The sequence below is a fragment of the Anabaena sp. CA = ATCC 33047 genome (assembly GCF_963870205.1).
GTDB lineage: Bacteria > Cyanobacteriota > Cyanobacteriia > Cyanobacteriales > Nostocaceae > Trichormus.
In genome coordinates, this window is the sequence record NZ_CAWMSA010000017.1 from 91346 (window position 1) to 113048 (window position 21703).

At 40.6% G+C, this 21703-nt stretch carries 22 protein-coding genes; 13 read left to right on the plus strand and 9 right to left on the minus strand.

Annotated elements, in window-relative coordinates; translation table 11 throughout:
* Nucleotides 1–41 precede the first annotated feature (41 nt).
* Nucleotides 42–1721, plus strand: a complete 1680-nt coding sequence (locus AACS98_RS04675; RefSeq protein WP_066376858.1) for a M48 family metallopeptidase — start codon at nt 42–44, stop codon at nt 1719–1721.
* Between the two features lie 39 nt (nt 1722–1760).
* Nucleotides 1761–2552, plus strand: a complete 792-nt coding sequence (locus tag AACS98_RS04680) for a COP23 domain-containing protein (RefSeq protein WP_066376859.1) — start codon at nt 1761–1763, stop codon at nt 2550–2552.
* Between the two features lie 87 nt (nt 2553–2639).
* On the opposite strand, the gene AACS98_RS04685 is transcribed toward AACS98_RS04680, so the two are convergent.
* Complete coding sequence (locus tag AACS98_RS04685; RefSeq protein ID WP_066376860.1) at nt 2640–3416, minus strand: ABC transporter permease; 777 nt, start codon at nt 3414–3416, stop codon at nt 2640–2642.
* 247 nt (nt 3417–3663) lie between these two features.
* Here AACS98_RS04685 and AACS98_RS04690 point away from each other — a divergent pair, with 247 nt between their 5' ends.
* Nucleotides 3664–4812 (plus strand): DegT/DnrJ/EryC1/StrS family aminotransferase, encoded by a 1149-nt coding sequence (locus tag AACS98_RS04690; RefSeq protein ID WP_066376861.1) that lies wholly within the window; start codon nt 3664–3666, stop codon nt 4810–4812.
* Between the two features lie 97 nt (nt 4813–4909).
* On the opposite strand, the gene AACS98_RS04695 is transcribed toward AACS98_RS04690, so the two are convergent.
* Nucleotides 4910–5653, minus strand: coding sequence for a DUF561 domain-containing protein (locus tag AACS98_RS04695; protein WP_066376863.1), 744 nt, complete (start codon nt 5651–5653; stop codon nt 4910–4912).
* Nucleotides 5654–6255: 602 nt separating this feature from the next.
* On the opposite strand from AACS98_RS04695, the gene phnD reads away from it, so the two are divergent.
* The 4 genes from phnD to AACS98_RS04715 all read left to right on the plus strand — a co-directional run bounded on the left by phnD (nt 6256) and on the right by AACS98_RS04715 (nt 10134).
* Nucleotides 6256–7143, plus strand: a complete 888-nt coding sequence (gene phnD, locus AACS98_RS04700; protein WP_066376864.1) for a phosphate/phosphite/phosphonate ABC transporter substrate-binding protein — start codon at nt 6256–6258, stop codon at nt 7141–7143.
* Nucleotides 7144–7167: 24 nt separating this feature from the next.
* Entirely contained in the window at nt 7168–9018 is a 1851-nt protein-coding gene (locus AACS98_RS04705) for a sensor histidine kinase (RefSeq protein WP_066376865.1), read from the plus strand.
* A 91-nt stretch (nt 9019–9109) separates the two neighbouring features.
* A complete protein-coding gene (locus AACS98_RS04710) occupies nt 9110–9562 on the plus strand; it encodes an NADAR family protein (protein WP_066376866.1) in 453 nt (150 codons plus the stop codon).
* A gap of 260 nt (nt 9563–9822) precedes the next feature.
* Nucleotides 9823–10134: a hypothetical protein gene (locus AACS98_RS04715; RefSeq protein WP_066376867.1), complete on the plus strand. Its 312-nt coding sequence runs from the start codon at nt 9823–9825 to the stop codon at nt 10132–10134.
* Between the two features lie 31 nt (nt 10135–10165).
* Here the strand turns inward: AACS98_RS04715 and AACS98_RS04720 are convergent, their stop codons facing one another.
* Nucleotides 10166–10837 carry a class I SAM-dependent methyltransferase gene (locus AACS98_RS04720; RefSeq protein ID WP_066376914.1) on the minus strand — a complete coding sequence of 224 codons (672 nt, stop codon included), beginning with the start codon at nt 10835–10837 and terminating at the stop codon, nt 10166–10168.
* 152 nt (nt 10838–10989) lie between these two features.
* Here AACS98_RS04720 and AACS98_RS04725 point away from each other — a divergent pair, with 152 nt between their 5' ends.
* Nucleotides 10990–12078, plus strand: coding sequence for a tetratricopeptide repeat protein (locus AACS98_RS04725; RefSeq protein ID WP_066376868.1), 1089 nt, complete (start codon nt 10990–10992; stop codon nt 12076–12078).
* A 180-nt stretch (nt 12079–12258) separates the two neighbouring features.
* Nucleotides 12259–12948, plus strand: a complete 690-nt coding sequence (locus AACS98_RS04730) for a uracil-DNA glycosylase (RefSeq protein ID WP_066376872.1) — start codon at nt 12259–12261, stop codon at nt 12946–12948.
* On the opposite strand, the gene AACS98_RS04735 is transcribed toward AACS98_RS04730, so the two are convergent.
* The 3 genes from AACS98_RS04735 to tyrS all read right to left on the minus strand — a co-directional run bounded on the left by AACS98_RS04735 (nt 12945) and on the right by tyrS (nt 15541).
* Nucleotides 12945–13556 (minus strand): hypothetical protein, encoded by a 612-nt coding sequence (locus tag AACS98_RS04735; RefSeq protein WP_066376873.1) that lies wholly within the window; start codon nt 13554–13556, stop codon nt 12945–12947. The genes AACS98_RS04730 and AACS98_RS04735 overlap by 4 nt on opposite strands.
* Complete coding sequence (gene pyrF, locus AACS98_RS04740; RefSeq protein ID WP_066376876.1) at nt 13553–14266, minus strand: orotidine-5'-phosphate decarboxylase; 714 nt, start codon at nt 14264–14266, stop codon at nt 13553–13555. Before pyrF ends, AACS98_RS04735 begins: the two co-directional genes overlap by 4 nt.
* 69 nt (nt 14267–14335) lie before the next feature.
* On the minus strand, nt 14336–15541 hold the full coding sequence (gene tyrS / locus AACS98_RS04745) for a tyrosine--tRNA ligase (RefSeq protein WP_066376916.1): 1206 nt from the start codon (nt 15539–15541) through the stop codon (nt 14336–14338).
* Between the two features lie 173 nt (nt 15542–15714).
* Here tyrS and AACS98_RS04750 point away from each other — a divergent pair, with 173 nt between their 5' ends.
* Nucleotides 15715–17637: a transglycosylase domain-containing protein gene (locus AACS98_RS04750; RefSeq protein WP_066376877.1), complete on the plus strand. Its 1923-nt coding sequence runs from the start codon at nt 15715–15717 to the stop codon at nt 17635–17637.
* 159 nt (nt 17638–17796) lie between these two features.
* Here the strand turns inward: AACS98_RS04750 and AACS98_RS04755 are convergent, their stop codons facing one another.
* Nucleotides 17797–18120, minus strand: a complete 324-nt coding sequence (locus AACS98_RS04755) for a DUF1825 family protein (RefSeq protein ID WP_066376879.1) — start codon at nt 18118–18120, stop codon at nt 17797–17799.
* 420 nt (nt 18121–18540) lie between these two features.
* On the opposite strand from AACS98_RS04755, the gene AACS98_RS04760 reads away from it, so the two are divergent.
* Together AACS98_RS04760 and AACS98_RS04765 are read left to right on the plus strand one after the other, a co-directional pair.
* Nucleotides 18541–18915: an NINE protein gene (locus AACS98_RS04760; RefSeq protein ID WP_066376919.1), complete on the plus strand. Its 375-nt coding sequence runs from the start codon at nt 18541–18543 to the stop codon at nt 18913–18915.
* Between the two features lie 77 nt (nt 18916–18992).
* Nucleotides 18993–19526, plus strand: a complete 534-nt coding sequence (locus tag AACS98_RS04765; protein WP_066376881.1) for a helix-hairpin-helix domain-containing protein — start codon at nt 18993–18995, stop codon at nt 19524–19526.
* Between the two features lie 159 nt (nt 19527–19685).
* Here the strand turns inward: AACS98_RS04765 and lepB are convergent, their stop codons facing one another.
* Together lepB and AACS98_RS04775 are read right to left on the minus strand one after the other, a co-directional pair.
* Complete coding sequence (lepB, locus tag AACS98_RS04770) at nt 19686–20258, minus strand: signal peptidase I (protein WP_066376883.1); 573 nt, start codon at nt 20256–20258, stop codon at nt 19686–19688.
* Nucleotides 20259–20595: 337 nt separating this feature from the next.
* A complete protein-coding gene (locus tag AACS98_RS04775; RefSeq protein WP_066376885.1) occupies nt 20596–21333 on the minus strand; it encodes a hypothetical protein in 738 nt (245 codons plus the stop codon).
* Nucleotides 21334–21387: 54 nt separating this feature from the next.
* Between AACS98_RS04775 and AACS98_RS04780 the strand changes: the two genes are divergently transcribed.
* Nucleotides 21388–21615 (plus strand): hypothetical protein, encoded by a 228-nt coding sequence (locus AACS98_RS04780; RefSeq protein WP_066376886.1) that lies wholly within the window; start codon nt 21388–21390, stop codon nt 21613–21615.
* The last annotated feature ends 88 nt before the right edge of the window (nt 21616–21703 follow it).

The following is a 21703-nucleotide window of genomic DNA, read 5'->3' on the forward strand; positions in this document are numbered from 1 at the left end:
CTACCCTAAAAAAATGCCCTTTTTTTAGAGGTGGACTTAGGATGAAACGAAGCCGGAAGTCTCTGCTGCTAGCTTTTAACTGGATATTGCTGTCAGTTAGTACATCAATCTTGATTATCCTTACCCAACCGACAGCACCAGCACCAGCCCAAGCACCGAAGATTGAGACGACAACCCCACCTAACCCAGAAATCCCAGCCGAAGAAAAGCTCCGGGATGCTTTGCGAGGCTCATCGAACACTGAAACGTTACCACAACCAGAAACTTCAGATTCCCCACCACCCAATTCTGAAGCTAGTGAAGTACCAGACGAGCCACAACCTACTCCTGAAGAAATTGCCCGCCAGCAGAAGCTTATAGAAGCAGACAAACTGTATTTAGCAGGTAAATTCGCAGAAGCACAAAAACTGTATCGTGAAGTTAAAGCACCCTTTACAAACTCTAGTAATGCACAGCCAGAACGCAAACCAGCGATAATTGACCCAGCACAACTTTCACCAGCAGGTAAAGTATACTGGCGAGAAGCAGCAGCCGGAATCGCTAACAAGCTGGAAACAAGGGCTTTAGTACCTCTACAATTATTAGTCGAGCAGTATCCAGAATTTATTCCGGGTCATATTCGCTACGCTGAAACTTTAACGCAATACGACCGCAAAAAAGAAGCATTAGATATCTTAGAACGTGCTACTTCACTATATCCCGAACAAGCAGAATTAGTTAAAGCTAGGGTGACAGCACTAGATAAGGCGGAGAAATGGATGGAAGCCTCCTTAGCAGCGCGTCAATTTGCCATTCTCAATCCCCAAAGTCCCCAAGCGTCAGAATTTACCGAATTAGCCGAAGCTAATCTTAAAAGCTACAAGTCGCATATTCGTTCAGAAATTAGAGGCAATGTGATTAGTAACATTATCACAGGTGCTTTAGGTTATGCGGTGACTGGGAGCTTGTTAGGGCCATTTTCTGCCCTGGATTCCACAATTTTACTGCTACAGGGTGAAGAATCTGTAGGCGAATCAGTGGCAAAACAGGCGAAAAAACAACTACCTTTAGTCGTAGATGAAGCTACATTGGCTTATGTTCATGACATTGGACAGAAATTAGCCAATATTGCCGGGAGGAAGGAATTTAAATATGAATTTTTCGTAATTCCTGAAGAAGACCTTAACGCTTTTGCCCTACCTGGGGGGAAAATTTTCATTAATGCAGGTGCGATCGCTAAAACTAATTCAGAAGCAGAATTAGCGGGATTAATTGGACATGAATTAGCTCATGTTGTGTTATCACATGGTTTTCAATTAGTTACTCAAGGTAATCTCATTTCTAACGTTACCCAATATCTACCTTTTGGTGGCACAATTGGGCGACTGTTTACATTGACTTACAACCGGGATATGGAACGACAAGCGGATATTCTCGGAACACGCTTAATTGTTGCTAGTGGTTATGCTGCTGATGGTTTGCGTAACTTAATGGTGACACTAGACAAACAAAAGAAATTTAGTATTCCTACGTGGATATCTTCTCACCCAGGCGGCAATGAACGAGTCAATTATATAGAAAACATGATTACTCGTAATAGTTACAACCGCTACGCTTTTGAAGGCGTAGAACGTCATGCAGAGATTAAAGCCAGAGTGAAAAAACTGCTCCAAGAGAAGAAAGAACAAGAAGAAAAAAAGCAGCGTACTGAAGAATCAAAAGATAAAAATTTGCGTCAATAGAATTATCATTTCTACTCTGTGTCCACTAGAGGAGTGTTTATGTTATCAAAAAGCTGGAAGTTAGCTTGTTTGGGTGGTCTGAGTTTATCTTTGTTTTTAGGTAATGGGGTGGCATTTGCCCAATTTGATAATTCTACTGATAGTGTAGTTGTGCCAACTGTACCTTCAGGTTCATCAACACCAACAACCACAACTACACCATTTCCTACAGATACATCAGTAAATACATCTACTGCCACAACTACTGTTGGTAATGCGCGGTTTGTTTGTCAACAATATAACGGTCAGTACACCGTAATGTACCAACCCCAAAGCCAGCCAGGACAATTCTTTTCTTGGGCTACTCCTGCGGCTTTAGGTGGTGGTTGGAATCCCCAACTGCGCTGTCAAACCATTGCTAACCGTTTAGAATTATACCGACCAGATGGTTTACAAGAACTTCAGGTATCTGTACTAAACAACGAGAATATCGTTTGTGTCACCAGTGAAGCTGATCCTAGTTGTCGGATTGTGTTGACAGTACCTCGAAATAGAGATCCTTACAACGTCCGCAATAGCATCTTTCAAAACCTGATGTCTGCCGATAACGGTCAGCAAACTATAGCCGTCAACACCTATACTAATCGTGGAGGAAACGAACTTTATAACTTAGGTCGTACCTTGTTAGGTAACGGTAATCGTGTCAATTCCTTGAGAAGTGGGATTAATCTCAAACCTTACCTTGATGTGAAAGATGGGGGAACAGGCAGAAATCTGAGAAATGGCGTAGCAATTCGCCGTCAAACTCCAGCCCAAGTCCCCACTCGCCTAAATCCTGATAGATTCCGCTAATACTGAGTAATAATGTAGAGTGCGTCAGTACGAGAAACCCTACCATACCAAGAAAATATTCATCCTGACGCACCCTGCTAACTACCATCATCTGACTAACTGGGCAGCAGAGTTAAAGAACTGACGACACAATCCTTTGGTAATTAAAATTGTGATGAATAAATTGGCAAACGCAAATATAAAGACAATGACAATTTCGTAGGAAACAGCCTCTAGGGGTTTGACACCAGCGAGTAACTGCCCGGTGGTAATTCCGGGTATGGCTACCAAACCTAAGAGCATCATTTGGTTGATGGTGGGAAGTAAGGCGGCTCGAATGGCTTCTTTTCTGTACTGGTTGGTTGCTTGTTGGGGTGTTGCACCTAAACTTAAGTGAGTTTCGATTTCGATGGGAAAGGTGTTGATGCTATTTACCAACCGTTCCCCAGCGATCGCAGCTGCATTCATGCCATTACCTAAAATTATCCCAGCTAACGGAATAATATAGCGCGGTTCATACCATCTCTCTGGTTGAATAATTAAGAAATTGGCATAAACCAGCGTTAACAAGGTACTAAGGCACATTGCACCCCAAACCAAAGGTAAAACTAAGGGAATTTTTTGACTGATGCGATTTCGTGCGACAATCGCCGTAATCGTTAACATCACTGCTAAAAATACCAATACTGCCCAAGGATTGTCTAAAGCAAAGATGAAGTCTAAAACGTATCCCAAAACAGCTAATTGTAGGATGGTTCTACCCGTGGCGATCGCTATGTTTAATTCTAGTCCTAATCTTTCCCAAGCAGATAAACCAATGGCGATCGCCATCAATCCCACAGCCACAGCTAAATCCACCAAATCCAACTTAATTAAATCCTGCATGGGTTCTCTACCTCCTAGGATTTTCCCCTCATCACAGTTTACAAACACGGAACTTTAATTTCAGGAGTTGGTTCTTGATTGATACATGATCATCATGGTTAACCTCACCCTGAAATCATTACAGTAAAAACTCTGTTTAATGTGTGTTTCCCGCGACAGTCTTTTATGCTTTTTTGCGGAAAAATTTTCTTAGCACCAATTGACAGTCGCAGTGTGTTTTTTGTATCTTCATATAAAATGAAAACTCATGAGCCAAAGCCTAAGTTTTATCCCTGCCTTTGATAATAAGCAGCAATATGCTTCTATAGAAACAGAAGTAAGTGCTACCGTTGTAGAGGTTCTAGCTTCTGGACGTTATATTGGTGGCCCCTTAGTAGAAAGCTTTGAGCAACAGTTTGCCGCCTATCATGGTGTGACTGATTGTGTAGCGTGTAACTCTGGTACAGATGCCTTATACTTAGCACTACGCGCTTTAGAAATTGGTGCAGGTGATGAAGTTATTACTACACCTTTTACTTTTGTCGCTACGGTAGAAGTAATTATTGCCGTTGGTGCCAAGCCAGTATTTGTTGATATAGATGATATAACCTTTAACCTGGATGTGCAGCAAGTAGCGGCGGCAATCACACCCAGAACCAAAGCCATTATCCCAGTTCACCTATTCGGACAACCTGTGGATATGACTGCACTAATGGCGATCGCTCAGGCTCATAATATAGCAGTAATAGAAGATTGCGCCCAGTCTACAGGAGCCATCTGGGGTGATCAAAAAGTTGGTAGCATTGGACATATTGGTTGCTTTAGCTTTTACCCGACGAAAAACTTAGGTGCTTGTGGCGACGGTGGCGCAATTACCACCAATGATGCAGCACTAGCGGCTAAGGTGCGGATAATCAAAGAGCATGGACAAAAACACCGCTATCAATATCAAGACATTGGTATAAATAGCCGATTAGATGCCATTCAAGCCGTAATTTTAGAGATTAAGCTGGGTTATCTTGACACTTGGAATCAAAAACGTCAAGCGATCGCCGCATATTACGAGCAATTCCTCAGTCAAATTCCCGGCATCATCCCACCTCAAGCATTAGCTGGGGGTGTGAGTGTGTGGAATCAATACACCATCCGCGTACTAGGCGAAGAACGCAACGGTGCTAGCGCGAACTATCGGGACTCAGTACGCAACCAACTACAAGAGAAAGGGATAGGTTCAATGGTTTACTATCCTTATCCTTTGCATCTACAACCAGCGTATCAATATCTAGGCTATCAACCAGGAAAATTACCATTAGCAGAGCAAGCTTGCAATCAAGTTTTATCTTTGCCGATGTTCCCAGAACTAACACAAGAGCAGCAACAGCAGGTAATTTATGCTTTAAAAGATATTCTGGTTTAGTGAGAGTAGGGAATGGGGGAGAGGAGGAAGCAGAGGATAATTTATCCCCATGCCCCATACCCGATGCACCATGCCCCACTTCCCAACTCCGCACTAATTAAGCACTCAGAACTTTTGAGTTTTCCAAAGCTTCAACTAAACCGCGTACAGCAGCAATCATCGCGACTTCGCTGTTGAGTTGGTTGATAGCGGAACCGACACCCACACCAGCAGCACCGGAGGCGATCGCTAGTGGTGCTGTAACATTAGAAATACCAGAAGCACACAATACCGGCACTGACACAGCGCGAGAAATTTCATAAGCTGCGGCTAAGGTAGGAGCAGCTTTTTCAATTAACCCCAAACTGCCAGCGTGAGCAGGATGACTGCTAGTACCGCCTTCAGTTTGAATAATATCTGCACCAGCCTTCACTAACTCTTCTGCCAATTGTACCTGTTGGTCTAATTCGAGAATGTGGGGAACAGTCACAGACAAAGTAATATTTGGTAAAAGAGCGCGAGTTTGGAGAGTTAACGCCAAAACTTCCTCAGCCTCAAATCTGCGTCCTTGAGCGTAGAAAGCATCAAAATTTCCGATTTCAATCAAATCTGCACCAGCCGCTACTGCTGACACAAATTTTTCTGGTTCTACTGCTGAGACGCAAACTGGTAAATTAATCAAATCTTTAGCCAGCTTCACCAAAGCGGTATCAGCAGCAATATCTACAAAAGTTGCACCACCCAGTTCAGCCGCTTTCACCACGGAAGCGACACAAGCAGCGTCAAAATTGTTCAAACCGCTAATCACTTTCAGAACACGGCGGTTAGTAAATGCACTTTGCAGTGTAGACAGCATTGCCATAGTTATTTATTTGAAGCTACGAAAATAACGTCTATTGTACCGCCCCGTCGATGGTGGCAAAACTAATTAATCGTAAAAAAAGTAAAACTTTATCAAGCGTCGTACACTTGCGCCTATCCAGTACAACTTTACTGCCTCTTTACCATAACACTCCTCCCTAATCAACCCCAGCCAACACCGCTCATAAAACCTCTGCGTACCTCTGCGTGAACCTCCGCGCCCCTCCGCGTTAAAAAAATCAAACATTGAGCATCTGATTTTTCAGTAACGAAAACTGAAAACTTCCGACTGCTGCGATAATTCGGGCATCTTGTTGGACAAAAATGATTTCAATTTATAACTTTCAAGGGCTAGTAATTTATATTTAATATTGAACAAGTGTTAAATTAATTTAACATTAATTAAACTTTTTAGTTTAAATATGAATATTTCACCCAAATTTATAACCTTATCTTAACCTGAAAAATTTATTTCAGCTAGTAATTTTTTGGGAGAAAATCCGTAAAATTACAGAAGTAATTAATAGAAAGAAGCCTTATAGTTTTTGAGGGTATTTTCGATCAAAGCAAGTATTTGTTGCTAGCGTAATTTTATTCAAAATCATGAAAAGACGTAATTTGATTACGTATTCATTATTATATATTGCTGGTTGTAGCAGCAGTAATTTGCTCAAAAGTAATTCCAACCAATCAAGTACAAGTCCTAAATATATCAAGTTTGCCGTGACAGACGTGACTGGGCTGGATGATTTAAAAAGAGATTTTGAAGAATTTCGGACTACTTTAGCAGAAATATTAGGTATTACAATTGAGTTTTTCCCTGTAAACAACCCCACAGCAGCAGCACCAGCATTATTATCTGGTAATTTAGATATTGCATTTGCAGGGCCTTCCGAGTACCTAATTTTAAATTCTAGGGCGAAAGCAATTCCTATAGTTGCTGTTAAACGTAAAGACTACCATACAATTTTTGTGGTGCGAGCAGATAGCGATATTAAAACATTAGCTGAATTAAAAGGCAAAAAAATTGCTATGCGTAAAATTGGCTCGACTTCTGGACATATTGCACCTACAAGTTTACTGATAGAAGCAGGATTAGATCCTAAATCGGATGTTCAAATTGTCATGTTAGACGATGAAGGAGGAAAAGCTTTAAAATCAGGTGAAGTAGATGCTTGGGCAACTGCATCTGATAGATACAAAAATGTGCTAGAATCTGAGGGTTTATCAGAGAAAGATTTTAAAATTATTCTGAAAGGGCCGGAACTTCCTAGGGATGTATTTGTTGTGAGTAATCAATTAGCTTCTAGCTTTATTGAAAGATTGCGATCGCAGATGCTAAAAAATCAAGATAAACTGATTCAAAGTATGGTAAAATCTCAAGCCAATCGTAAATATGTGGGTAGCGAAATGAGCATAGCAAATGACGCTGATTACAATATGATTCGTGAGGTTTATAAAAAAATTGGACAAGACAGTTTTTTAAAATAGAGTATTAGTGTCCGGTTTAAATTGATGATAGATGTTATTCCCGATAAATTCAAAAAGAATTGTTTGCGTCTATTTAATGGTTTTAGCCATAACTGGAGCATAACTAAAAAAATTGCTTATAGCTATACTATAGTGATTGGTACCACTGTAATAGGCATAGTCAGTGGTTCATTAATTGCATATTCTTATGAATTTTCCGCCTACAAAAAATTAAATTTATCCTATCAGCAGCAATATCTTTTAAAAAATTTAGAAAACGCGGTAAATAGAGCGAGGCTACATCCACAGAGATTAGTTCCTGTTATAGATGATTCAGTGTGGTTAGAATTTGAAAAAAATAGATTTTTATCAGATATTAATTATATAAATAATCAATTAATTGCTATAGAAGATTTTATCAAACAGCATCCTGATGATTTAGCTTTAGACTATCAAGTATTCCAGAGTTTTTTAAAAAAATACAGAGATAAAATAGAGATATATAGCCAGGATATAAAATTTTTCTGGCAAGAAATCGCTACAAATGAATCAAATGATTTACCTTTGAGTCAACTATTAAGTTTGCTCAAAGAGAAAGAAACTATCAACATAAATATTGAATTTGAAAAGCAATCTGATGAATTGATTCAAATCATAGTTCATGCAGAAAAACAACAACAGCGAGCCAATAAAAGTTTTAACGATGCGAGGATTTTAAGAGTCAAGTTGGTGAGCATCAGTATATTGTTATCTACTGCGATCGCTATGATCATTGCATTATTAACTAGCAGGTTAATTGCGCTTCCTTTACAATCAGTTACCAAAATTGCCAGAAAAATTACACAAGAATCCAATTTTCAACTCAGAGCTAATATCAATAGTCGTGATGAAATAGGAACGCTAGCTAATTCTTTAAATCAATTAGTAGAATGGGTGGGAGAATACACTAAAGCACTAGAAATAGCACGCCAAACTTTAGAGCAACGAGTCGAAGAACGCACCCAAGAACTTCAGCAAGCTCAACGAACTTTAGAGCAACGAGTCGAAGAACGAACTCAGGAACTAACAATAGCATTAAAAGAATTACAACAAACCCAAGCACAACTCATTCAAACAGAAAAAATGTCATCTCTGGGGCAGATGGTTGCAGGTATAGCCCACGAAATCAATAATCCTGTTAATTTTATTAACGGCAATATCGAATGTGCAGATGAATATATCAAAGATTTACTTGATCTCATAAACTTATATCAACAACAATATCCTCATCCAGATGATATAATTGCCGACACAATAGAAGAAATTGAACTAAGCTTTATTAGCAAAGATTTAGTAAATATACTTGTTTCTATGAAAATGGGTGTTCAACGCATTCGAGAAATAGTCTTGTCTCTGCGTAACTTTTCCCGTTTAGATGAAGCAGATATGAAAGAGGTAGATATTCATGAAGGTATTGATAATACTCTTTTAATTCTTAATCATCGAATAAAATCAGGAATTGCCGTGATTAAGAATTATGGAAACTTACCTTTAATTGAGTGTTACCCAGCCCAACTAAACCAAGTATTTATGAATATAATTAGTAACGCTATTGATGCGTTATTAGCACAAAAAACTCAAAATAATCCCCAAATCATCATATCTACAGATCAAGTAGACGATAATCATATTAAAGTTGAGATTACTGATAATGGCGCAGGAATTACTCCAGAAAATATTCAAAAAATATTTGACCCTTTTTTTACAACTAAGCCAGTGGGAAAAGGTACAGGTTTAGGATTAAGTGTTTGTTATACAATCATTGAAAAACATCAAGGAAAAATCGCAGTATTTTCAGAAGTTAATCAAGGAAGTAAGTTTGTGATTTCTTTGCCAATTTATCCAAAATATTTATAATTTAAAATCTTTGGTGTTTGTTAGTGTTAACAATTAACTGCTAACTTGGCATCAGGTTTTGTTTAATAGTTCTTCATCTCTAATTAACCCAATGACAATCTATTTTTATACTGCCCGTGAGAATTATGGCTGTTTCTCTAACTTCTCACCTCACGGCTTTATGTTGGATAATCTATATTGGTACACCAGCGAACATTATTTTCAAGCGCAAAAATTTGTCGGAACAATTCATTTAGAACAAATCCGCCTAGCAAAAACCCCCAAAGAAGCTGCAAACATGGGAAGAGACAGAAAACGTCCTTTGCGTGATGACTGGGAGCAAGTCAAAGATAACATCATGCGAAAAGCTGTGCTGAGAAAGTTTGAAACCCATGCAGATATCAGAGAAATCCTGCTTTCCACAGGTAATGAGGAAATAGTAGAGAATTCACCCATTGACTATTACTGGGGTTGTGGTTCTGATGGTAGTGGTAAAAATATGTTAGGGATAATTTTAATGGAAGTCAGAGGGCTATTACGCTCAGATATAAAACCTGAGCCATAACGAAAACTGTAAACTAATATTTTTACGCCTTCTGCTGAGTGTTGGGAATGTTTAAAATAGATAACAAAGGGAAGTAATCTCAGGGTATAACATTAAGTTTCGCTAATTGATAGCGATTCGCCTAGTTTAGTAAACTATCCTCAACCAAATATCAGTGCTTATAATTAATTTTTAATCTTATTTAAAGGTACTCACTTAGATCCAGGCTAAGTATATTCTTATAAAATAGCTGGCAGGTAATTCTTTATAGGAGTAAAATTATGCCTTCCTTGACTCAAGAAAAGAAATATTGCAAGTGGTTCTGGGATGAATCCCTAGGCGGTGACTTTGATGCCTGGGGTACGAGTACCTACTTTCTGGAAGTGATGGCAGTAGGCAAAGATTTATATGCGACAAGACAGATAGAGGTGTATGAGAACGGTAACGTATTATCCTATGATAATCAGCATTGTGCAGATAACTATGGGATGTTATGCGATAAACCTTTAGAAAGAAAGGATTTACAAGAATTTGGTATTACTCAGGCAGAATTTGAAGCAGTGTGGAATAATAAAACACCGCTAAATAGATAAAACTGCCTGAATTAATCTGACAACCTCACGATTACTGATGAATTGGAGTCCAACCGCGTTTAGCCGTCCAATGGCGATCGCTTGATTGATCAACCTGCAATCCTACTAAACCTGCTGCGTTAATTAACTTACTTACCTCATCTAAAGTCAGTGCAGCATGAAGAGAATCCCGAAATAATTGTTTTTGATGGTTGTCATATTCGTTACCAATACTTTCTACTAGAGAATTGATTGTTGCTTCATCCTCTGGACGAAATAAATCACGCAGCAAAATACCGCCATTAGGTTTCACAACGCGCTGTAATTCTTTGAAAAACAGTAGTGGTTCAGGTAAATGGTGGATCAGACTGTTGGAGACAACCAAATCAAATATCCCATCTTCATACGGTAAACTTTTCGCATCTACCAATTCCAGGCGAATTTGTGGTTGCAACCCAGCTTGCTTGACATGATTTTCCGCAATGTGTAGCATATTTTTAGCCATATCAATAGCAATAAATTGCCACTGAGGGCGCATTTGAGACATCAAAACCGGAATTCTACCGGGGCCAGTACCAGCATCTAACACCAGTCCTGATGCGGCAGGGCCGAGGATAACCGCTTCTTGAGCAAAAGCCGTATTCACCTCTGTAAAATCCATAGTATCATAGGCGATCGCTTCCTCCCAGCTATCCATGACTTCGGGTTCTAATTTCCGCAGCATCATTAATTCCTCCATTGATTCCTACCACTAATCAACAGTAGCAGGGAACAGTTAACTGATATGTTTTTGCTGGTTGTTACCTCCCCCAATGAAATAAATCATTCATTTTAGGGAAGAATATAAATATCTCCTCAGTTATCAGGAATTGCTCAATGTCAGCAGGTGAACAGAATAACAACATCAAACCTACAATTCCTGTGCAAGTTGCCAACTCGCTCCAACGAGTGAAACGCAACACAATTACCCATGAATTTGGCCAAGGATTACCAGAAGAATTACCACAGGCTCAAGAGCATGATCAGCAAGTATCAAAAGCATACCAATTACTGCGGCAAGGAGTCCAGCAGCAGCAAGCTGGGGAAGTTCTCACAGCCATTCAGTTATTTCAACAATCCCTAGAGATATTTCAACTAGCTGGAGATACACCACACCAAGAACAAGTCCTGTCTATGTTGGCACTGCTAGCTTACACTTCAGGTGATTATAAAAGTGTTATTACTTACGGACATAAGTTTTTAAATTTACAGGGTAAAACAAAACTATCAGTGCGAATGCAAATGCTTTCCCATTTAGGAAATGCTTACCGTCACCTGAACAACTACAACCAAGCCATAGAATTTTTAGAAGAATGTTTACAATTAACTCGACAGCTACAAGACAAACGCTCTCAAGTTGCAGCTTTAAATAATTTAGGATTGGTGTATAAAGCTATAGGTAACTTGGCACGAGCTATTGAATATCAAGAGCAAAGCTTAGAAATTGTGCAAGAATTACAAGATACCTGGGGTATAGAACAGGTATTAAAAAATCTCGGTAATGCTTGGTATGCCTTGGACAACTACCCCAAGGCGATCGCCTATTATGAAAAATGTGTCAAAATAGCTCTTTCCCTGAAAAACCCGCGTAGTGCGGCTCAGGTATTAAAAAATTTAGGTAATGCTTGTTATGCCATCGGCGATTACGCCAAATCAATTAAGTATTATGAAAAACGGTTACAGTTAGCCCAACAACTCAAAGATCAACGTAGTCAAGAGCAAACCCTTGCTAGCCTTGGCGTTGCTTGTGAAGCTTTAGGAGACTATCGCCGCGCAATTACATACTATGAAGCCCGCTTGTTATTAGCAAGAAGCCTCAAAGACCGTCGTATTGAAGAACAAACCCTGTCTAGTTTGAAAATTGCTTGCTACGCCTTGGGTGATTATGCCAAAGCCATGCAGTATCAGCAAGGAACTATAGATTAACTGGGGACTGGGGACTCTTGACTGGGGATTGGGGATAGAATATTTTTTAAGTGTTGGAGTAGGCTGTTCTAGAAAACGGCTGAGGGAAAATTTATTGATACAATATAGTTTTAGTCAATCTTCAGATTCAGTAACCTTATTTGTCTGAAAAAAAATTTATCTTCAGACACCGAGATTTTCATGAGCAACGATATTCAACTGAGCCTGTTTAATGAAGAATCCAAATTTCACCAAAAACAGCTGATTCCCACCGATGGGAAAATTCCTGTTCCGCCTGGAACTTATACTAATATGAGCGAGTTAGCACAACATTGCAATCAGTGCGATCGCTGTGAATTAGGTAAAACTCGGACACACGCTGTTGTCGGCCGGGGAAATCTCCAAGCACCAATTATGATTATTGGAGAAGCACCAGGTCAAAACGAAGATGAAACAGGTTTACCCTTTGTTGGTAGGTCAGGACAGTTACTAGAAAATATACTAGCATCTGTGAAGTTAAGTACCGAACATGATATCTACATCTGTAACATCAATAAATGCCGTCCACCGAATAACCGAGTGCCTAACCCCAACGAAATGGCGGCCTGTTTACCCTATTTATTAGAACAAATTCGTCTGGTTGACCCGAAAATTATTTTGCTCACAGGTGCAACAGCAGTCAAAGGTATTACAGGTGATAAGCGGGGAATTACTAAAATTCGTGGTCAGTGGCTAGAATGGCAAGGACGTTTATGTATGCCGATTTTTCACCCATCCTACTTACTGCGTAACCCTTCTAAAGAAGTTGGTAGTCCTAAATGGTTGATGTGGCAAGATATACAGGCAGTTCGTAATAAATACGATGAAATCAGCAACAACAGCGCAAGTTAAATTTTTGGATTACGTACAGTTCCCGCTTGACAATCTCGCAACCAAGTTTTAATTCCTTGAGCCACACTACCGTTACTACTATCCCGTGGGGGTGTTGGTGGCTGTTGTTTGGGATAAGAACCAGTTTGAGTGAACATGATCACAAACTGCCAAGCCTCTGGTGTTTTCGTCAACAGTAGTCGGTGAAATTGTTGTAATTCTACCACTTTTGTATCGATGTACTGTCTTTCTAAAGTGGTAAAAAATACTTGCTCAATGTTTTGGTTAGTGCTTTTTTCTTGACCAATGGGTTGCAATGGCAAGGGTTGAAATTCTGGTCTACCAGCTACCAGCATATAGCTATAAACATCGCTACTTCTACGCAGACGGCGACCGCGCTGACTAGCACGGTTAGCGTAGCTAGGTAAATCGCGCAATAACTGAGTAGTTAATGTTTCTATATTTTGCTGACTACAAACAGACTTCTCCCCCCTGTTACTTTGTAAAGAGGGTTTAGGGGAGAGTGCCTGAGTAAATGCTGAGTGATGCCAGCTACTTACTACTAGCAGCCAGAAGCCGCCAGCTAATAGCCACAAGTAGTAATTTACTGAACGGGTAACAGGTTTCATGCTGTGGTTAACTCTTGGACAATGCGTTGCCAAGCTAACTCAGGTTCAGCCGCAGCAGTAATCGGACGACCAATTACTAAGTAATCTGCACCGGCTTGGATAGCTTCGGCAGGGGTAAGCGATCGCTTTTGATCTCCCGCTTCCGCCCAAGTGGGACGCACCCCCGGACAAACGAACAGAAAGTCATCCCCACAAATTTGGCGTAACTGTGCGACTTCTTGGGGTGAACAAACCGCCCCATCTAAACCCGATCCTTTGGCCATCAACGCCATTTCTAAGGCATATTCTGGCAACTCTAGGGGAATTTTCAAATCTACAGCCAACTGTCTGGCTGAAATACTCGTTAGCAGCGTCACAGCAATCAATTTAGGTGGTTTGACCCCTGCTTGTGTCGCCCCCTGCTGTACCGCATCCGTAGCGGCTTGTAGGGCATTTCTGCCAGCAGTAGCATGAATAGTGAGTAAATCCACACCGTAACCCGCCGCAGCCCGACAAGCTCCTGCTACAGTGTTAGGGATGTCGTGAAACTTTAAATCTAGAAATATTTTCTTATCCCTAGATTTCAGCACTTCCAGAATTTTCGGCCCCACACTGGTGAATAGTTCTAAGCCGACTTTCCAGAAACTCACTGCTTCTAGCCTATCGATGAGGGCGATCGCACTTTTTTCATCCGCCACATCTAAAGGGACAATAATTTGGTCATTAGTCATTAGTCATTAGTCATTAGTCATTAGTCATTAGTTACTTTAGCTTGTCTTTGTGACCACCCCCAAAGTTAACTATTGGGTACTGCTGACAAGTCGGACAAATTTATTTTTACCAACTTGTAGAACTTTACCGTGTAAATCACTCGGTTGCTCAAAACAGGTATCAACATCAGTGATGCGATCGCCATCTAAGCGGACACCACCTTCTTGAATTTTGCGCTTACCTTCGCCGGTACTTTTACACAAACCACTAACATTGAGTAAATAAGCTAACTTCACCGGGAATTGGGAAACCTCAGCTAAAGAAAATTCAGGAACCGCACCTTCTTTACCGCCGCTTTTCGCTGCTTCCTTGGCTTCATTCGCTGCCTGTTCACCGTGGTATTGTTTGACGACTTCCCAGGCTAACAACATTTGGCGATCGCGCGGATTTTCCGGTAACTTGTCTAAAGGTAAATCTGTCAACAACTCAAAATACTGCCTCAGCAAATGATCAGGAACACCCTGCAACTTCTGATACTTTTGTCCAGGGTGTTCCGACAAACCGACATAATTCCCCAAAGATTTGGACATTTTTTGTTGTCCATCCGTCCCAATCAAAATCGGTAAAAGTACGCCAAACTGGGGCTTTTGACCAAAATGACGCTGTAAATCTCTACCCACAGCAATGTTAAACTTTTGATCAGTTCCTCCTAATTCCACATCTGCCTCAACCGCCACCGAATCATAACCTTGCATCAACGGGTAGAGGAACTCATGCAAAAAAATCGGATTCTCTTTTTTATAACGTTCAGCAAAACCTTCCTTGGCTAGCATCTGTCCCACAGTCATGGTTGCCAATAACTCAATGATTTTCCCTAAATCAAGTTGAGAAAGCCATTCCGAGTTATAACGTACCTCTAATCTACCTGGTGTGTCAAAATCCAAAATAGGACGCACTTGATCAAGGTAAGTTTGAGCATTTTGCTTTACCTCTGCTTGTGTCAGTTGGCGACGCACCTCAGATTTACCTGTTGGATCACCGATGCGAGCCGTAAAATCGCCAATAATCAGGACTGCCGTATGACCAGCATCTTGAAATGCTCGCAGTTTTCGGACTGGTATGCTATGACCAAGATGAATATCTGCACCAGTAGGATCAATTCCCAACTTAACCCGCAAAGGCCGATTCGTAGTTGCCAAGCGTTTCTCTAAACTTTCAACTTCGTGTTCAGTATCAGTTGGTTGTGGGAATACTTCCACTATCCCACGATTTAGCCAAGAAAAATTATCCGCCATACTAGGAGATTCGCTATTAACTACGCTTTTGACTTTAGCAGTGAGGTTGGTTATGTTCACGCTCACATTCACCGTAATTTCATCTGCCAAACTAATATAATTGCAAAAAATTAACCGCCCTGCTGCAAATAATCAATTACAGTAATATTTACAAGTGAGGAAGTGAAATCGCCGTGTCTTCTAGGACTTTTGAAGAAAAGCAATCCCAACATCAAACCTCATCGGGTTTTGAGTTTTTTAAAGGAGTAGGCCAAATTGCTGGCGGTACTCTCCTATCAATCACAATGTTGACAAGCTCCATTGTAGCCGGAGGGCTGGTTGGTCTAGCCATCAGTTTCCGTAATTTGCCAGATGTCAGGCAACTACGTAACTTCTTTCCATCAGAAACAACTTATATTTATGACATTAAAGGCAAACTGTTAACCAGTATCCACGGAGAAGCCAATCGGGAAGTAGTACCTCTAGATAAAATTTCCCCCAACCTGAAACGGGCGGTACTAGCCAGTGAAGATAGTCACTTCTATTACCACCACGGCATTAATCCCACGGGTGTCGGGCGTGCTGTAGTTGTCAACTGGTTAGCCGGTGGTGTCCGAGAGGGTGGCTCTACCGTTACCATGCAGTTGGTAAAAAACTTATTTTTGACTCGTAGACGTGCATTTACCCGTAAGTTAGCAGAAGCCGTCTTAGCTATTCGCTTAGAGCAAATTCTCACTAAAGACCAAATTTTAGAAATGTACCTCAATCAAGTGTATTGGGGTCATAATAATTACGGTGTCCAAACAGCAGCACGTAGCTATTTTGACAAGTCAGCCGAAAACCTGACTCTGGCTGAATCAGCAATGATGGCTGGTTTAATCCAAGCACCAGAGGAATTCAGCCCTTTTGCTAATAGGAAGCTAGCGAAACAAAAACAAAAAGAAGTTTTAGGGCGAATGCTGGATTTGAACTGGATTACCCAGGAAGAATATGATCAAGCCCTCAACGAAGAAATTAAATACGGCAGAATCCGGTCATTTCAAGGCAGTGCTTTACCGTATATCACCAATAGTGTGGCACAGGAATTAGCTAAAAAGTTTGGGCGTGACACGCTACTTAAAGGTGGAATGCGCGTACAAACCACAGTTGATGCTAATTTTCAACTGATGGCTGAAGATATTGTCAAAAAATGGCATAAAAGGCTTCTCGCTCAAGGCTTAAGCAAAAACCAAATTGCTTTAGTTGCAATCGATCCGCGTACTCATTTTGTCAAAGCCCTAGTAGGTGGCGTAGATTCGAGAACTAGCGAATTTAACCGAGCTACCCAAGCCCAGCGTCAGCCAGGATCTGCTTTTAAGCCATTTGTTTACTATGCTGCTTTCGCTAATGGTAAGTATACACCAGACAGCACAGTTATAGATTCTCCCGTCCGGTATCGAGATGGTAGTGGCTGGTATACTCCCAGAAACTATGATGGCTCATTTAGTGGAGCCATGTCAGTTCGCAAAGCTCTGGCACAATCACGCAATATTCCTGTGATTAAAATTGGTAAAGAAATCGGCATGAATAAAGTGATTGAAACCTGCCGCACTTTAGGTATTATGAGTCCAATGGAACCGGTGACTTCTTTACCTCTAGGTGCAATTGGTGTCACACCCCTAGAAATGGCTAGTGCCTATGCTACCTTTGCGAATTACGGCTGGCAGTCATCACCGACGGTGATCGCTCGGATTACTGATAGCAGTGGTAATGTGTTATTAGATAATACTCCCAAACCCCAGCTTGTTTTAGACCCTTGGGCTTCAGCAGCAATTCTTGATACAATGCAGTCTGTAGTTACCGAAGGTACAGGTAAAGGGGCTGCGATTGGCCGCCCATCTGCTGGTAAGACGGGTACAACATCCTCAGAAAAAGATATTTGGTATGTGGGTACTGTGCCACAGTTAACAACGGCTGTCTGGATAGGTAGAGATGACAACCGACAACTAGCCAGTGGAGCAACTGGTGGTGGTATGGTAGCTCCCATCTGGAAGGAATTTATGACTCAAGCCCTTAAAGGTGTACCTGTAGAAAAATTCAAGCCACCTTCTCAGTTCCCTCGTCCCAAATCGAATTAGGGAGTAGGGGAGTAGGGGAGTAGGGGAGCAGGGGAGCAGGGGAGCAGGGGATATTTTTCCGCAAAATTCTTTAATTTTGAATTTTGTAGCTTGCTTCCCGTAGGGTATTTTAAATTTTGAATTGATTTGTCCCCAGTCCCTTCCAGTCCCCAATCCCTATTAAGATTGTTTTTCTAGTTCAGATTTCATTCTCTGTAGAGTCAGGTGCATTTGATCAAACATCTGTTGGGGAGTGATGCCGAACTGATTAAGCTGTGTTTTCAGTTGCTCTACAGTCATTTGTGCCATGAAGTCTTCAGAAAGCTCGAATCGCTTCATAAAAATGCGATAGCGATCCATCATCGCTTCCATTTGCTCAATAAACAGTTTTTTGCCTTCACGGTCAAACTTACCGTAATTATTGCCTAGCTTAATCAGTGCTTGATAATCTTCAAACAGCTGTTTTGCTTCTTGCTGAACTATGTCAGAGTCAAAGAATCCCATGTGCCTCTATTCAACCGAGTCTGAACACTCAGTAGCTTATAGTTTTGCCTCTATTCTTATTCTAGTCTAGGGGAGTGAACTTAAGAAACAACTTCGGTCTAAGTACGGTTTTTTACCGAAATTTCAACACTTGACTAGGGATAAGTTGTATATTTGTGGCGTTTTACTCAATAAACCAGCAATTTTCCAGGTTAAAAAATCTGGGCTGTCACCGCGCATAATTCGCTCAGATGATTTGAGATTCGCAGTGGAAAACTTTAAGATAGCATCGGAGAATAGAGATTGAAAAGTAAAAATCAATAGAATAGATGTTATGTTCGCTGATTAGTCTGAATGTTGTGATGCTGTATTGACCCCAGTGCTTTGTTAGTATGGCTGTTTGATTGTCCTGAATGTGGTGATGGTGAATTAATAGCGGATATGTTAACTAAGCGTAAAAGTAGAAGTATTGCGGCTATTCTAGCCTTTGCTGGAACGGTGAGCATTTCTGGATTACATAAGTTTTATTTAGGACAACCACTTTGGGGTTTGTTGTATGTTTTGCTGTCTTGGACACCTATTCCCAAGGTAGCAAGCGCGATTGAAGGGGTTTGGTATTTAGCTCAAGATGAGGAAGCTTTTGATCGTCATTTTAATTTCGGGAAGTCAGCCGTTAAGTCATCTCCCTATGTGGGTAATCAAGTCGGTGCGATCGCAGATGCTTTACGTGAGTTAGATACTCTCCGCCAAGATGGGTTGATTTCTGAGTATGAGTTTGAACAAAAGCGTCGCCAGTTACTTGATCAAATTTCTTAATAGGGACTGGGGACTGGGTGGATTATATAGCCAATGCCCAATGACTAATGACTAATGACTAATGACTAATGACTATTATGAATCAATGGCTTCCTTGGAATTCTAAGTTACAAAGGCTGAGGGCTAAACTGCTGAATGACCCATATTATCGCCTACAGTCTGGGGAAGAAATTCAGATGGCGGCTAAATTAGGTATCCGCATTGATGCTAATCAAGCTACTGTTGATGATTGGTTACGCTTACCTGGTTTATCGATTCATCAAGCGCGATCGCTTGTCGAACTTTCTCGCTCTGGTGTTAAGTTTTACTGCGTTGAAGATATCGCTGCGGCTTTAGGAATGCCAACACCAAGACTAGAACCACTGAAACCCTTATTGAATTTTAGTTATTATGATAACGAATCTCTAATTAATCCTACTGATATGGTTAACCCCAACACCGCCACAGTAGAACAGTTAGCACAAGTCCCATTTATAGATACATCCCTAGCTGAAGCAGTGGTACAGAATCGCCTCTCATCTGGGGTTTATCGTAATTTAGCCGATTTTCAGCGTCGATTGGAATTATCAGGAGAAGCGATCGCACAGTTAATGTATTTTCTCAGGTTTTAGCAGAGATTGGGGATTGGAAGGGACTGGGAACTCTTGACAAATCAATTCAACACTCAACAGTCAACAGTCAACAGTCAACAATTTTGAATTTTGAATTTTGTAGGCGCAGCCTTCCCGCAGGGTATTTTGAATTGATTTGTCCCCCTCATCCCCTGCTGTCTAAATTATCCCCACACGTTGAGGCGGCCAAAAGCGCAATACTGCCCGACCTATGATATTCTCTTTGGGTAAGAAGCCCCAGTAGCGAGAATCGTTACTGTTGTTGCGGTTGTCTCCCATGACAAAAAATTGGTTTTCTGGGACTTTGACTGGTGGGAAGGGTTGGCTGGGTGGTTCAGCTATGTAGTCTTCTGTTAATGGTTCACCATTGAGATAGACTTTACCGTTAGCGACGCTGATGATTTCTCCTGGTTCAGCAATTATCCGTTTGATGAAGGCTTGGTCTTTAGGGTATCCTCGTTTTTGTAGTTCTGCGGGTGGCTGAAAAACGACGATATCCCCAGTTGTGGGTTGATGAAACCGATAAGAAACTTTTTCGACTACTAGGCGATCGCCTTCGTATAATGTAGGAACCATTGACTCGGATGGTATGTAGCGGGGTTCGGCGATAAAAGTCCGAATCAACAAGGCTAAAACTAAGGCGATCGCAACTAGAGTAAAATTTTCTTGCCAACCTTGCGATGCTTTTGATGACGCAGAGGTTTGTTTAGTATCACTTTGCTGAGGATTCATAGAAGTTTTCGGCCTGTTGATAATATCAGATAAATTCTTTATTTTGATGCCAAATTTATGATTGTAAGGCAGTTTTGTTGTTGACTGCAATTACAAGCATTAATTCATGATACGGCTATCTTAACTACGATTACCAAGCAATCATACTTATTTGGTGGAAGTTACAGGGGTGATGGTTGTTTTTTAGCTAGTCTTTTTTATCTCACGCAGAGGCGCGGAGGCGCGGAGGAGGAGAGAAGATTTGATTTATCAGTTTCTATTTTCAAGAACTCGGAAGTTTTTTGAAACGCAGAGGTACGCTGAGGTTAACGCAGAGGTACGCAGAGTATTTTCAATGTCAAATTTTAGCAGCGATCGCTCTCCCAATGTTATGGAAGTATTCATTAGTTGCGCCGAAAGCTACAGGATGTTTAGCTATCACAAAAACTGTTGGACTATTCCTAGCTATCAAGAAACCTTCTGAAGTTTGTAAAAACTCAATATCAGTGATGATTTTCGTGATTTTTCTCCAAGAATATTCATATAATTTACCGTAGAAAACAACTACTTTCGGTTGATGTTTTATTATTTTTTGACTAATGTCCTTGATTCGTTTCTCTAGACAATAATTTTCATAAGTTTGTCTATCAGATAAAAAAGGCAGCTTAGAATGTTTGCCATATATCCAATCATTAAGAGATGGCGAAGGTAAAGGCAATAATTCTAATAAACAAGTGTCTTTATCTTTCCTACCTAATTCGCTTATTTGATATTTCCGAACATCTTCTACAGTAATATTCTCTCTTCCTTCAGCACTTAATAAAATGCGAATCAATCCCTTCCAGGTAGGTTGTATTGCTGCACCTGGTTTAAAACCAGCCGCCCATCCCATATCTATATGATATTCTGCAACATCGTCTATTTCTTTCTTTCCTCTGTCTTCCCATATCTTGATTCTTAAATTAATATCGCGACAGTCTCCTCCTGCTTCTTCCATCCCAATAAACCAACATTTCCCTTGATAATTACCATATCCATAAAATTTCTCAATTCTTTCTCTGAAAAGGTCATCATTTAATAAATCTTCACAATTCATAAATATTTTATATTACTTAAACATTGACACTTGACGAGTAAAAATTATTTTAGTATGAAGATTTTATCAAGTCAAATAACCAAGACTTATGAGGTGTTAACATGGGTGTATCTTGGTATTCTCAGGCTGAAGTTAGGAGAATTATATAGTGATGTTGTAGATGTTATACTTGAAGAATGTTTAGAAAATATGCGAAAGTGGAACTCTTACCCAATTGATGCTGATTGTGCAGATATTGAGTTTGAACTTCCTGAAAATTTTCCCAAATTATCCAGCCTATAATAAACAAACTTTCTATCCTTTGTGCCTTTGCGCCTACCCTCCGGTTCCGCCTTAGCGGTATGCGCGAAACATCTCTTAAAAAAACTTG

Excerpts from the sequence above, each read along its gene's own strand:
- AACS98_RS04675 (WP_066376858.1), top strand. The coding sequence starts at position 42 with ATGAAACGAAGCCGGAAGTCTCTGCTGCTAGCTTTTAACTGGATATTG.
- AACS98_RS04680 (WP_066376859.1), top strand. The coding sequence starts at position 1,761 with ATGTTATCAAAAAGCTGGAAGTTAGCTTGTTTGGGTGGTCTGAGTTTA.
- AACS98_RS04685 (WP_066376860.1), bottom strand. The coding sequence starts at position 3,416 with ATGCAGGATTTAATTAAGTTGGATTTGGTGGATTTAGCTGTGGCTGTG.
- AACS98_RS04690 (WP_066376861.1), top strand. The coding sequence starts at position 3,664 with ATGAGCCAAAGCCTAAGTTTTATCCCTGCCTTTGATAATAAGCAGCAA.
- AACS98_RS04695 (WP_066376863.1), bottom strand. The coding sequence starts at position 5,653 with ATGGCAATGCTGTCTACACTGCAAAGTGCATTTACTAACCGCCGTGTT.
- phnD (WP_066376864.1), top strand. The coding sequence starts at position 6,256 with ATGAAAAGACGTAATTTGATTACGTATTCATTATTATATATTGCTGGT.
- AACS98_RS04705 (WP_066376865.1), top strand. The coding sequence starts at position 7,168 with ATGATAGATGTTATTCCCGATAAATTCAAAAAGAATTGTTTGCGTCTA.
- AACS98_RS04710 (WP_066376866.1), top strand. The coding sequence starts at position 9,110 with ATGACAATCTATTTTTATACTGCCCGTGAGAATTATGGCTGTTTCTCT.
- AACS98_RS04715 (WP_066376867.1), top strand. The coding sequence starts at position 9,823 with ATGCCTTCCTTGACTCAAGAAAAGAAATATTGCAAGTGGTTCTGGGAT.
- AACS98_RS04720 (WP_066376914.1), bottom strand. The coding sequence starts at position 10,837 with ATGCTGCGGAAATTAGAACCCGAAGTCATGGATAGCTGGGAGGAAGCG.
- AACS98_RS04725 (WP_066376868.1), top strand. The coding sequence starts at position 10,990 with ATGTCAGCAGGTGAACAGAATAACAACATCAAACCTACAATTCCTGTG.
- AACS98_RS04730 (WP_066376872.1), top strand. The coding sequence starts at position 12,259 with ATGAGCAACGATATTCAACTGAGCCTGTTTAATGAAGAATCCAAATTT.
- AACS98_RS04735 (WP_066376873.1), bottom strand. The coding sequence starts at position 13,556 with ATGAAACCTGTTACCCGTTCAGTAAATTACTACTTGTGGCTATTAGCT.
- pyrF (WP_066376876.1), bottom strand. The coding sequence starts at position 14,266 with ATGACTAATGACCAAATTATTGTCCCTTTAGATGTGGCGGATGAAAAA.
- tyrS (WP_066376916.1), bottom strand. The coding sequence starts at position 15,541 with ATGGCGGATAATTTTTCTTGGCTAAATCGTGGGATAGTGGAAGTATTC.
- AACS98_RS04755 (WP_066376879.1), bottom strand. The coding sequence starts at position 18,120 with ATGGGATTCTTTGACTCTGACATAGTTCAGCAAGAAGCAAAACAGCTG.
- AACS98_RS04760 (WP_066376919.1), top strand. The coding sequence starts at position 18,541 with ATGTTAACTAAGCGTAAAAGTAGAAGTATTGCGGCTATTCTAGCCTTT.
- AACS98_RS04765 (WP_066376881.1), top strand. The coding sequence starts at position 18,993 with ATGAATCAATGGCTTCCTTGGAATTCTAAGTTACAAAGGCTGAGGGCT.
- lepB (WP_066376883.1), bottom strand. The coding sequence starts at position 20,258 with ATGAATCCTCAGCAAAGTGATACTAAACAAACCTCTGCGTCATCAAAA.
- AACS98_RS04775 (WP_066376885.1), bottom strand. The coding sequence starts at position 21,333 with ATGAATTGTGAAGATTTATTAAATGATGACCTTTTCAGAGAAAGAATT.
- AACS98_RS04780 (WP_066376886.1), top strand. The coding sequence starts at position 21,388 with ATGAAGATTTTATCAAGTCAAATAACCAAGACTTATGAGGTGTTAACA.